Here is an 11743-nt window from a genome sequence, read left to right on the forward strand (position 1 = left end):
GAGGACCGATGAAACGCATCTTTGTCTGCAGCCCGTTCGCGGGTGACATAGCCCGAAACGTGAAGGTCGCAGAGGCGCTTTGCCGACGGGTCATGAGAAACGGTCACGCGCCGTTCGCGCCGCACCTGTTGTATCCAACATTCACCGATGACAGCGTCCCCGAGCAGCGGGAGACTGGCATCGCCTGCGGTCTGGCCTACATGGAATGTTGCGACGAGGTGTGGGCGTTCACCGGCAACGGCATTTCCAGCGGCATGCGGCAGGAACTCGACCGGGCCGGACAACTGGGCAAGCCGATCCTCGAGATCGCCGAGGAGTAAGCAATGGCCTGGGATCAACAGCCCATCAAGGGATATCTGGTGGACGCCGACACGGGGGAGCGGCTCGAATTCCAGTACAACCCCAACTCCATCAGCGACGAGAAGTCGACCGACTACGCGACGATCAAGATCCCCGGCATGAGCCACCCGCGCTACCAGTACGTCGCCGGGGAACCGCGCCGGATTGCCTTCAAGGTCGAGCTGTTCAAGGGGCCGGTCAAACAGAAGGTCGACTGGCTCCGCTCGCTGCAATATCCGGAACACGCCGGAACCATGCTCAAGAACGCGCCGCACCGTGTGCTGCTGATTTTCGGCGATCTCTACCCGGGCGTGACCTGCATCGTCCGGCAGGTGAAGGCGCGTTTCTTCGGCCTGTTCGACCGGGACAACCTGCTGCCGCAACGCGCCGAGGTGGACATCGTCCTCGAGGAATATGTGGACCGTTCCATCAACTGGTCGGAGGTGCGCTCATGATCGGCCGCGATTCCCGATACGCCCGTTGCGTTCTCTACCGGGACAGCGACGGCACCTCCCTCGGAATGCGCCAGCGCATCGACACCACCCCCAGACACGACGACCGCCTGCACACCGTGGTCGAGGGCGACCGTCTGGATCTGCTCGCGCACCGCTATCTGGGTGACGCCAGGCTCTGGTGGATCATCTGCGACTACAACGACCTCTTTTTTCCGTTGGCGCTCGAGCCGGGCCTGGCGCTGCGCATTCCCTCCCGCGAACACGTCCAGATGCGCCTGCTCGACTGAAGCGTCCGACACCTCGCCATGCCTTCCGGTAAGTAAGCAGGGAACTGCGAACCGCCGGAGAGACGCATGGATCTGGATACCTTCAAACCGACATTTCTGATTCAGATCGAGGGGCACGACCTCTCGAAGGACATCACCCAGGAGATCACCTCGTTCGTTTTCACCGACAACGAGGAGGAGCTGGATGTTCTCGAGCTGTCGGTGACCGACCGTAACCTGCAGTTCGTCGACGATCCGCTGTTCCAGGAAGGCAACGAGATCGTGGCCCGCTTCGGCTACGTGGGGAACCTCTCTCCGCGCAAGAAGGCGGTCATCAAGGACATCGATTACGACTTCCCGGAAAACGGCGATCCGACCATCCGCATCAAGGCCTACGACAAGGGCTTCAAACTCGCGGGCAAGGAAAACCAGAAGGTCTGGCAGAAACCCGCTCCCGGCATCCTCTATTCGGAAATCGCCGAACAAGTCGCTGCCGCCAACGGCCTCACCCCGGTGGTCACGGCCACCAAGGGAACCCATCTCCGCGTCACCCAGAGCAACATTTCGGATGCCCAGTTCCTCAAGGAGCTAGCGGAAAAGGCCCGCGACCGCGATGGCGACGGCGTGAGCGGCTATGTCTTCTACATCCAGGACGACGAACTCCATTTCCATCCCCGCGAGCTCGACCAGACGCCGCTTCTGACCCTCGAATATTTCACCGACACCAAGGGCCTGCTGCGCTCGTTCCGCCCCAGCACCCAATCCCAGGGAGCCAAGGGCGCGGGTGTCGAGACCAAGACGGTCGGCGTCGACCCGCGCAAGAAGGACGTGGTCGAGCACAAGGCCAACAACGCCAGTACGCCCGAGCGGACGGCCCTGGGCAAGCAGACCTATCTGGTCGACGGCAACACCGGCGAAGGCAGCTTCAAGGAACAGGAGACGGGGCAGATCGTGCCCAGCTTCGACCGCTCCGAAGGCTTTCACGAAGAGCCGCGCCAGGAGCCCGCCCAGGACAGCGCCGAAGGCAAGTTCCGCGAGGCCGAGCTGCGCCAGGTCGAGGCGGATGCGGCAACCATCGGCATTCCCCAGCTACGCGCCAAGAAGAACGTCGAGATCAAGGGCGTGGGCCGGAAGTTTTCCGGCATCTACTACTGCCACTCGGTGCGCCACAGCATCAGCGGCGCTGGCTATCTCTGCGAACTCAAACTCAAGAAGAACGCCCTCGGCAAGGGCGCGGGCGACAAGTCCGCCGAGTCCCAGGGCAAACCCAACGACAGGGAGGCCCCGCCCACGCCGCAAAACGAGCCGCCAGCCATGGTGACCATCGACGCGGATTCCGGCGCGGTCACACAAGGAGGCGGCAATGGGTGATCTCAGCAAGAATTTCAACCGTTCGGAATTCGTCTGCAAGGGCAAGAACTGCTGCGGCCATTCGGCTGCGGTCCATCCCGACCTGGTCGACGCCCTGCAGGCCTTGCGCGACCGCATCGGCAAACCGCTGTCCATCACCAGCGGCTTCCGCTGCAACCGGCACAACCAGGCGGTGGGCGGCGCGGAGCAGAGTTTCCACACGCTGGGCATGGCGGCCGACGTGAGCTGTCCCGCTGGCGTTTCGCCTGACGCACTGGCGGTCATCGCCGAGGAGATCCCTCTCTTCCGCGAGGGCGGCATCGGGGTCTACGCCTCCTGGGTCCATCTCGACGTGCGCCAGTCGGGCAAGGCGAGGTGGCGGTCATGAGCGCCCAAACCAAGACCCTGTTTTCCGGCACCGCGCTGGGTCTCTCCGGACCGCTTCGGGTGGAGATCCTGCCCAATGGAATGACCGCGAGGCTGACCCAGCCGTTCCGTGTCCGCACCGGCGCTGGCCGCATCATCGAAGTGCCCGCCGGGTTCGAGACCGACTTCGCCTCGGTGCCGCGCCTGTTCTGGCGCGTGGTGCCGCCCTGGGGACGATATTCCCCGGCGGCCGTCGTTCACGACTATCTCTACCACACCGGCAAGGTTTCGCGGCTTGCGGCCGACCGCGTCTTTCTCGAACTGATGGCGGCCCTGGGCGTGCCTCTGTGGAAACGCCAGGTCATGTATTGGGCGGTTCGCCTCGGCGGATGGCTGGCCTGGGACGCCAGTCGAAAACGGGAGGCGGAGCATGCTTGAAACCCGCGACCGTCAATCCGAGGAGCGCTACCGCAACCGCTGGTACGGCAAGTACCGGGCCTTCGTGCGCGACAACAACGACCCCGAACGCCTCGGCCGGGTCCGCCTGGAAATCCCCGCCGTGCTCGGCAGCGGGCGGGAGAACTGGTCCGAATGGGCCGCGCCCTGTTTCCCCTACGGCGGCAACGACGACACCGGCATGTTCCTGGTCCCCGAGGAAGGGGCCTCGGTCTGGGCCGAGTTCGAGGGCGGCGTCGTCCAGTATCCGATCTGGACCGGGGTCTGGCTGGCCAGGAGCAATCCCGGCGAACAGCCCGAGGAATCCAAGCGCACCTGCGCGAATGCCTTCTGCCATGACTGCGAGGACAAGGTCGAGCATCAGGCCAACCGGCACGACGATCTCGAACACAAGAAGTACCACGGCCATCCGCCGTATTACTGCCCGCGCCTGAAGGTCCTGCTCAAGACCGAGACCGGCCACACCATCCTGGCCGATGACCGCGACGGCGACGAGCTGCTGCGGATCATCGACCGCGCCGGACAGATCCTCACCATGGAAGGGAAGGTGAAGCCGGAAATGCAGAGCGGCAACGCCCTGCGGCGAGGCACGAAGGATGCCGAGAAAGGCGACCAGCTCGACATCGTTTCGCAGATCGTCGGCTCCCGCGCCCGCATCCAGCTTACCGACCTCTGCCGCCAGCAGGTGATCCTCGAAGCCTGGCAGGACAAGGAGAAGGTCCACATCCTCTCGTGCGACAAGGGCCGCTCCCGCTGGCAGAAGATCCTCATCGATACCACCAAGGGTCGGGAGAAGGTTCACATCTGGGGGCTCAACGGCACTCAGGAAATCCTTGTCGATTCCACCGCCGCAGCCGAACAGATCCGGCTCACCGACAAGGCAGGTCAGGTGGTGCGCATGAACGCCGCGCCCGGCCAGGAAAGCATCAGCGCCACCGACAAGTCCGGCAGCCTCGTGTTCATGGATGGGGTGGCCGGAAACATCATCATTCGCTCGACGAACACTGTCTTGATCAACACCTGAAGGAAGCATTGCATGGGAGAAAGAACAACAACGCCCTCCGGACTCTCGGCCAGCGAGGAATTGCTGGCCCGGACTTTCGATCATTGGCGGGAGGAATTCCGCAGCATCCTCGAAAACCATCGCCGGGAAATCCAGGACCGCCTCGAGAAGATCGAGCGTGAAATCGAGAAGAAATCGGACAAGGAAAACGTCGAGGTGCTGGTTCGCTCGATCTATTCCGATCTGCACCGGCACGCCGAGGAGATCGACCGGCTGCACGCCCGGGTCGGCTCCAAAATGGGGACCGAGACCATGTGGAAGATCGTCGGCCTGGTGTTGACCATCGGCAGCACCATCGGTGGACTCGTCGGCTTTCTGATCCATCTGTTGCTGAAGGTTAACCCATGAGCTCCCAGGCGCGACTCGGCGACATCAGCAGTCACGGCGGCGTCATCATCACCGGAGCAAGCCGGACGCTGGACAACGGCATGCCGGTGGCCCGCATGGGGGACCTTCACGTCTGTCCTATTCCGGGGCATGGCGTGACGCCCATCGTGACCGGCAGCTTCGACACCATCACCGAAGGATTGCCCAACGCCCGCATCGGCGACATCACCGCCTGCGGAGCCATCATCGTTACCGGCAGTCCCGACACCATCGACAACTGAGGGGAACGCCATGAACAATCTAGAACAGCCGCAGGAACCGCACTACTGGGATGTCTTCCCGAAGTTGATCCGGGTCTCGCGATCCCCATTCGTTCAGCGCATTCCGCTCTCGATCCGTGGTCTGCCCGAAGCGCCGGTGTTCGAATCGTCCAATCCCGACGTGGCCAGTGTCGATGAGGACGGCAATGTCGAATGCGGCTTCGTTCCCGGAGCGGCCATGATTCTGGTCTGGGATTCGCCCGAGCGGCTCAGCCTGCGGCACGTTCAGGTCGAGGTCTATGGCGGCGGCGTCTCCGCACCGGTGGAGGTTCCTTCATGACGGATACCCCGCCAGCCTTCAGCCACTGGGAGGTTCAACCTCGTTCCTTCCGCCTCTCCGCTGGCGAGTTCGAGCAACGGATTCCGCTCTCCCTGCGCGGCGACGTGGACGCTCCGGTCTTTGCCTCCAGCAATCCGGAGGTCGCGGAGATCGGGCCGGATGGCGTCATTCGCTGCGGCTGGACCATCGGCAACGCCGTGCTCATGGTCTGGCGATCCTCGGTCCTGGACAGCCTCCGCCATGTACTGGTGGAGGTCCGCGATCCGTCCTGGTTCGCCGACCACCCGGACTTTGCCAGCGGAGCATCGGTTTTCCTCAGTGGCACGGTGGTCAACGCCCTCAACACCAGCGGTGTCGGCAACGCGCTGATCGAATTCCGCCGCTCGGAAACCGGCCCGGCTGCGTACCAGACCTTCGCCAACGCCTATGGCGGGTTCGAGCTGTCCGTACCCGAGGGGTTCTATTACGTGGAGGTCACCGCGCCGGGATACATCGCCTGGCATGGCTGGGTGAACGCCGACCCCAACACCTCCGGCGACATCCAGATCGTTCTCTCGCCCGAGCTCGACGGCCAGGTCGCCCGTATTGTGTTGCAGTGGGGACTCAACCCCAGGGACCTCGATTCCCATCTCACCGGACCGACGCCATTCGGCGGCAGGTTCCATGTGTTCTATTCCCACACCATCGAAAACGAGGCGGCGGAATTGGACGTGGACGACACCAGTTCCTACGGGCCGGAGACCATCACCATCCATCGGCTCATCCCCGGCGTCTACCGTTACGCGGTCCACGACTACACCAACCGCAACGCCAATCCGAGCACCGGCCTGGCGCAGTCCGGAGCATCGGTGAAAGTGTTCCTGAACGATGGCCGTGAGCAGACATTCGCCGTTCCCAACGCCCCGGGCACGGTCTGGACCGTGTTCGAAATCGACGGCGCGACCGGAACAGTGACGCCGGTCAACGCCATGAGTTATCAATCCCAACCCGCCAATGTCGGCATGTAATGGGGGCTGTCCATGATTTCCGAAGAACCCTCCGACTTGCAGGCCACCATCGAGCAGACCGATTCCGGCGAGCAGCAGTATGTGCTGCGGGCGCTCTGCGATCACCTGTCTGGCATTCGTGAGGAGCTTTCCGGCATCCGCACGCTGCTGGAGGCCGGTCACGCCGCCTCGGAGGCGATGCGCGGCCAGGCCCAGGCCTATCTGGAAGCCCAGCAGGCCAGGACGCAGGAGTATCTGGATCAGGTACAGGTCGAGCCGGAGCCCGATTTCTATCCCTTCGTCGAACTGCCTGCGGGCACCGAACCTCGGGATCTGCCGGACGGCAACCGGCTCTTCACCTTGCCCGACGGCATGATCCTGCGGACCACTGACGATCAGCGAATCTGCGTCATCGACGCAGGGGAGCAGCAGGTCGTCACCCCCGGACCCGGCACGGCAATCGAGGTTGCCCCGGGACGCCTTTACACCCTGGTCGAGTCCTATCTGAGCGCGACCCGGGAGGCAGCCGGTATCAGCGGACTGCCCGCCGGGATCGATCCGACCGCCATGGGCGCGGAACGCTTCGCGGTGGATCTGCCCGAGGGCATCCGTCTCGACGTCGATCACCGGGAGCGGTTCATCACCCTGATCAACCCGGCCGGACCAATCGACATCATCGGCATCGGCCGCATCGAGGGCATCGGCGAGACCATCACCGTTCGTCTGCTTTCCGGGGGAGCCAAGGGATTCCAGTGCGGCAAGTCCGGCCACGGCGGGCTGATCGAGGCGGACGGAACCATTCACCTGGGGCTCAAGAGCGGCCTGGATCTGGTGATCCGTTTCCAGGGAGAAGCTATCGACGACGACACTTCGGAAAGCGGCTGCTCGGGACAGTGCGGCATCGACTGCGAGGAGCGTACCTGATGAGCTATGACTTTCTCGGCAAGGGATTGCGCTACCCGTTCCGGTTTCAGTCGGTATCCGGCGGCACCCAGATCTCGGCCGCCACCTCGCGGGAGCACGAACATATCCGCGAAAGCATCCTGCAGATCCTCGGCACCCGGATCGGCGAACGGTTCATGAATCCGGAGTTCGGCTCCAGGCTGAAGGATCTGGTGTTCGAACAGAACGACGAGGTGCTCAAGGGTCTGCTGCGCCATTACGTGATCGACGCCATCAAGCGCTGGGAAAAGCGGGTGATCATCACGGAGGTGCGCTTCGACGACCGGCCGCTGAACATCGACTGCAACCTGCTGCTGGTGCATATCGCCTACCGGGTGATCCAGAGCCAGGTGGACGGCAACCTGGTCTATCCCTTCTACAGAGAAGACCCGAACAATCCCGCGCCCAGCTATCCCCAGCCGGAGCCCGAGCCGGAACCGCAGCCGGTGCGCAGCGTGCGCCTGTCGCCGGACGTGCGCTCGCTGTTCAATCTGCTCTGGTTCGACGCAGCCGAGATGAGCCCCGATCCGGACGATTCCTTCATCTGGCCAGCCGGGGAATACGAAGTCGCCTACATCGAGGGAGCCTATCAGGATCGCAACGGCAAATGGATCGTTAGCGATCCGGGTGACAATCACGGCCATTACCTGGTCTTCAAGGGAGCACCTGAAACGGAAACGCCCCAGAGCGAGCATTCCCTCTATCTGGCTGCGAGCGGTCTGGGCTTCGACACCCAGAGCCAGGCGGAAGACAACGCCGCTGGCACCGTTCACCGGATCACCACGTCGGAGTCTGGTCGCATCGGCCTGTTCTATTTCGAGGGCAAGAAGGAATCCCACTACCTCAACAACACCTCCGGGCAGCCCAATCCCGTCTGGCAACTGCGCGGCCCGCTCTGAGGCATCCCGCCTCCGACACATCCAGGCCCCTTCCGGTAAGTAACCGGCGTGGCGAGAGCATCAGGCGCTCTCGCATACCCGCCGAAAACCGGAGAGACCATGGGCCGCGCAAGCATCGGATATATCAACAAGGATTACGAATCGATCCGCCAGGAGCTGTTGGCGAAGATCCCGCAGCTCACCGACCGCTGGACCGATTTCAACCACTCCGATCTCGGCGTCGTCCTGCTCGATCTGTTCTGCGGCGTGGGCGACATGCTGGCCTACTACCTGGACGCCCAGGCGGCGGAGGCCTTCCTGCCCACGGCCCGCCAGCGGCAGAACGTCATCAACCTCTGCAAGCTCATCGGCTACCGGCTGGATTCGCCGGTGGCCTCCACCACCACGCTGCGTTTTCGGCTCTCCGCTCCGCTTGGCAAGGATTTGACCATTCCGGCGGGTACGGCCTGCCGCGCCTTGCTGAATGACGGCGAGGCGGATTTCGAGACAGTCGAGGACGGCCTGATCCCGCGAGGCGTGCTCTCGGTAGACATCCCGGCCCGTCAAGGCGTGCGCCGCACCGAGACCTTCACATCGACGGGGCTGCCATTCCAGCGCATCCGCCTGACCGGCGACGCCATCGCCCAGGGCACCATCACCGTTACGGTGGGGGACGACGCCTGGAGCGAGGTCGATCATTTCCAGGACAGCCTGGCCGACAGCCGTCATTTCATGGCCGACCTGGACGCCCTCGACATCTCTACCCTGATTTTCGGCGACGGGCAAAGCGGCGCTGTACCCGCTCAGGGAAGCGCCATCACCGTCAGCTATCTGCAGACCATCGGAGACCAGGGCAATCTCGGTCCGAATCGGATCACCCAACTGCTGAGCCCGGTCTACCTCGACGGCGGCCAGGTCTCCCTGACCGTCACCAATCCTGTTCCCGCCACTGGCGGCGCTTCGCGGGAAGCCCTCGAACACGCCCGCAGACAGGCACCGGCAGAGCTGCGCAGTCTCTGGAAGGCCGTCACCCTGGAGGATTACCAGGCGCTCGCCGAAGGTTACCCCGGCGTCGCCAAGGCCAAGGTGCTCGACACCAATGCCTGCCAGAACATTCGCTATTACAACGTCCAACTGGCCATCGCCCCCAACGGCGGCGGAATGCCCTCGGCGCTGCTCAAGCGGGACCTCGCGGAGTTTCTCGAACGCCGCAAGGTCATCACGGTCGAGATCAACCTGTTCGATCCGATCTACCGCCCCGTTTCCATCGACGCCGAGGTCTACGTCTGGCCCGGTGAACCGCTGGAAAACGTGCGTAGCCGCATCGAAGCCGCGCTCTCCGATTTCTTTTCCTTCGACCAAGTCTCTTTCGGCCAGACCATTCACTTCTCCGACCTGGTGGCCCTGATCGATGGCGTGCGTGGCGTCAGCCACATGCATCTCTACGCGCCCAGGCAGGACATCCTGCTGCGCCACGGCGAAATCCCGGTTCTCGGCAGCGTCAACCTCGATCTGCGGAGGGCCGGTTGATGTCGGATTGGTTCAAGGACAATCTGCTCGGCCTGCTGCCGCCGCTTTACGAGCACAACGACGAGGCCGGTGACCTGCGCACCTTTCTGAGCCTTCCCGCCGGAACGCTCGACGAGCTCAAGCAGGCTATCGACGACTTCCCGACCATCTTCGACGTCGATCATTGCGACGAACGCTTTCTGCCGCTGCTGGCGAGACTGGTCGGCCTCGAAGTGGACGGCACCTGTTCGCCGGACTGTCAGCGCCGCCGCGTGTGGGAGGCGGTCGAAATCTATCGCCGCAAGGGCACCATCCCGGCCATCGAACGCGACTTTGACGCGCTCGGTTGGCAGGGAGAACTGCAGGAGACCTTCCGCTCGGCTCTGCGTCTCAATGCCCGTTCCCGACTCAGCAGCGCCAAGCTGCCCGGGCTGGTGTTCAGCCTCGGCGTGTTTCGTGTGCTGTGCCTCAACCAGACCGAAGGGCTGCGCGACGCCCTGGTGTTTCACCACCCGGCGGGCACGCGCTGTTTTTGGCTCCAGTTCCTCCTGGAATGGATCGAAGGCGGCGCGATGCTCGATTTCGGGCATACCAACGCCGTGCGCCGGATCGTGCTGGCGTTTCCCGACGAAACCTTCGTCCTCGGACGATCCTCGCTCGGTTCATGTCGTCACCTGACCAACAAGCAGAGGGCCTGGGAGCTGCTGCAGCTCACCAGCACCACGGAGATGATCCCGGAGATCGACCGGGCCGCCGTGAAGGTCTCCCGTTTTCACGGCCGCCAGAACCGGGTGCGTCTGAACCACAAGGCCCTCAACGACTGGCGGTTGCCGTACACCCGTATCGGGGAGGACCGGGTTTCCTTCTGCACGCCCATCTACACCGGCCGCGATTTCGAAGGCGATGTGCTGGAAAGCGGCTTCGGGCTGGGCGAGAGCCATCTCAACCGCAAATCGCTGACCCATGGCGAGACCGAGCTGCGCTACTGCTTTCGGCAGAAGGACTTCTTTTTCGACACGCAGGCGGAACCGGTCGAACGGGCGGAAGCCAAGTACGACCTGCGTCTGCCCCTGGAATCCCGGCACCGCCTCTGCTTCCAGCTTGGCCGCGCCAGGCTCAACGAAGGTCTCGACCTCACCGCCAACCAGGGCGGCATCAGCAATCTGCTGCTCGCCTCCACCGCTGGCTGCGACGCGGACGTCACTTTGGCCGTCGACCGGATCGACCGATGGCGGCGGAGAGGGCCTGTGTTCCGGCTCAACGCGAACACCCTGAACACCCGGTATCTGAGCAATGCGAATCTGACCGGCGAACGGGCCTCGCTTGAAGTCTACGTGGACACGGGCTCTCTCCAGCGCCATCGGGTCGAGACCATGAAGCTGGGCGCAAGCCCGCTCAACACCACCGGCCTGCGCCTTTCCGTGGATCGGACCCGCCCCATGCGCGTCAGCCGCATGCGCCTCAACCAGGCCGGATTCCGCTGGTCGCGGCCGTCCTACCGCTGGCTGTTCCGTCAGCAGGACCTGCACGCGCCCACGCAGGCCGGGTTCGAGGCCGCCACTAATAACTATCGCGCCACCCAGTGGCCCACCTGAAGGAGAACCCATGGCAATTCACCTCTATCTTGACGAAGCGCTGACCCAGCAGATTTCCGAGGGGGATTTCAGCCGTCCCGAGGCCGAGAGCTACAACGGCACCGACGGCGAGATCAAGGATCGGCAACTCTACGTCGCCAACGAGCAGACTGGCCTTGCCTCGGCCATCGACGCGGCGCAGACCGCCATCGCGCTGGCCGAACCGCGCTTTGCCGACGGCGAACTCATCATCATCGACGGCGAGCAGATGCTCGTCGAAAGCGGCGGCCGAACCGTCAATCTCATCGTTCAGCGGGGCGTGGCCAACACCGCTCCGACCGCGCACGACGCCGGGACGACTGTCTATTCCGGCTACGACTACACCGGGCTGGTGCTCGATCCCATCGACGAAACCGGCACCGACGAATCGGTCTGGTACCGACTATCCCTGACCCAGGCCGGACTCGACACCGCCACCCAGGGCGCACCGCTGAATCTCGGCGACAAGGCCTTCCAGCAGACGCTGTCTTTCTGGCGGCGCTGCACCGTGCTCCCGGGCACGCCGGTGCAAAACAAACTCGACATCAAGCTGCGCCTGACCGGCACGGAAAACCCAATTCTCTAAGGAGGCC

General features: G+C 63.7%; 16 protein-coding genes. All 16 read left to right on the top strand.

What is annotated here, in order from left to right:
* Window positions 1–8 precede the first annotated feature (8 nt).
* The 16 genes from DFT_RS19960 (at window position 9) to DFT_RS20035 (ending at window position 11736) form a co-directional block, all read left to right on the top strand.
* Window positions 9–320 carry a DUF7768 domain-containing protein gene (locus tag DFT_RS19960; protein ID WP_054033029.1) on the top strand — a complete coding sequence of 104 codons (312 nt, stop codon included), beginning with the start codon at window positions 9–11 and terminating at the stop codon, window positions 318–320.
* A gap of 3 nt (window positions 321–323) precedes the next feature.
* The gene (locus DFT_RS19965; RefSeq protein ID WP_011366981.1) at window positions 324–794 is read left to right on the top strand and encodes a CIS tube protein; all 471 of its coding nucleotides are present in this window, start codon (window positions 324–326) and stop codon (window positions 792–794) included.
* Window positions 791–1081, top strand: a complete 291-nt coding sequence (locus DFT_RS19970) for a LysM peptidoglycan-binding domain-containing protein (protein ID WP_022661714.1) — start codon at window positions 791–793, stop codon at window positions 1079–1081. Before DFT_RS19965 ends, DFT_RS19970 begins: the two co-directional genes overlap by 4 nt.
* A 66-nt stretch (window positions 1082–1147) precedes the next feature.
* A complete protein-coding gene (locus DFT_RS19975) occupies window positions 1148–2431 on the top strand; it encodes a phage late control D family protein (RefSeq protein ID WP_054033030.1) in 1284 nt (427 codons plus the stop codon).
* Window positions 2424–2798, top strand: a complete 375-nt coding sequence (locus tag DFT_RS19980; RefSeq protein WP_027182238.1) for a YcbK family protein — start codon at window positions 2424–2426, stop codon at window positions 2796–2798. The genes DFT_RS19975 and DFT_RS19980 overlap by 8 nt, the downstream gene beginning before the upstream one ends.
* On the top strand, window positions 2795–3214 hold the full coding sequence (locus DFT_RS19985) for a DUF1353 domain-containing protein (RefSeq protein ID WP_027182239.1): 420 nt from the start codon (window positions 2795–2797) through the stop codon (window positions 3212–3214). The genes DFT_RS19980 and DFT_RS19985 overlap by 4 nt, the downstream gene beginning before the upstream one ends.
* The gene (locus DFT_RS19990; protein WP_054033031.1) at window positions 3207–4256 is read left to right on the top strand and encodes a phage baseplate assembly protein V; all 1050 of its coding nucleotides are present in this window, start codon (window positions 3207–3209) and stop codon (window positions 4254–4256) included. Before DFT_RS19985 ends, DFT_RS19990 begins: the two co-directional genes overlap by 8 nt.
* A gap of 12 nt (window positions 4257–4268) precedes the next feature.
* Complete coding sequence (locus DFT_RS19995) at window positions 4269–4643, top strand: hypothetical protein (RefSeq protein WP_011700612.1); 375 nt, start codon at window positions 4269–4271, stop codon at window positions 4641–4643.
* On the top strand, window positions 4640–4903 hold the full coding sequence (locus DFT_RS20000) for a PAAR domain-containing protein (protein WP_011366988.1): 264 nt from the start codon (window positions 4640–4642) through the stop codon (window positions 4901–4903). The genes DFT_RS19995 and DFT_RS20000 overlap by 4 nt, the downstream gene beginning before the upstream one ends.
* Before the next feature lie 10 nt (window positions 4904–4913).
* The gene (locus DFT_RS20005; RefSeq protein ID WP_020886740.1) at window positions 4914–5222 is read left to right on the top strand and encodes a hypothetical protein; all 309 of its coding nucleotides are present in this window, start codon (window positions 4914–4916) and stop codon (window positions 5220–5222) included.
* 104 nt (window positions 5223–5326) lie between these two features.
* On the top strand, window positions 5327–6229 hold the full coding sequence (locus DFT_RS26850; RefSeq protein WP_235506290.1) for a DUF2135 domain-containing protein: 903 nt from the start codon (window positions 5327–5329) through the stop codon (window positions 6227–6229).
* 12 nt (window positions 6230–6241) lie between these two features.
* A complete protein-coding gene (locus DFT_RS20015) occupies window positions 6242–7132 on the top strand; it encodes a hypothetical protein (RefSeq protein WP_054033033.1) in 891 nt (296 codons plus the stop codon).
* Window positions 7132–8049 (top strand): GPW/gp25 family protein, encoded by a 918-nt coding sequence (locus DFT_RS20020; RefSeq protein WP_054033034.1) that lies wholly within the window; start codon window positions 7132–7134, stop codon window positions 8047–8049. Before DFT_RS20015 ends, DFT_RS20020 begins: the two co-directional genes overlap by 1 nt.
* A gap of 48 nt (window positions 8050–8097) precedes the next feature.
* A complete protein-coding gene (locus tag DFT_RS20025) occupies window positions 8098–9558 on the top strand; it encodes a baseplate J/gp47 family protein (protein WP_200907116.1) in 1461 nt (486 codons plus the stop codon).
* Complete coding sequence (locus tag DFT_RS20030; RefSeq protein WP_054033036.1) at window positions 9558–11132, top strand: phage tail protein; 1575 nt, start codon at window positions 9558–9560, stop codon at window positions 11130–11132. The genes DFT_RS20025 and DFT_RS20030 overlap by 1 nt, the downstream gene beginning before the upstream one ends.
* 10 nt (window positions 11133–11142) lie before the next feature.
* Complete coding sequence (locus tag DFT_RS20035) at window positions 11143–11736, top strand: hypothetical protein (RefSeq protein ID WP_054033037.1); 594 nt, start codon at window positions 11143–11145, stop codon at window positions 11734–11736.
* The last annotated feature ends 7 nt before the right edge of the window (window positions 11737–11743 follow it).

It is taken from the genome of Desulfatitalea tepidiphila, from assembly GCF_001293685.1.
In the GTDB taxonomy this organism is placed as follows: Bacteria; Desulfobacterota; Desulfobacteria; order Desulfobacterales; family Desulfosarcinaceae; genus Desulfatitalea; species Desulfatitalea tepidiphila.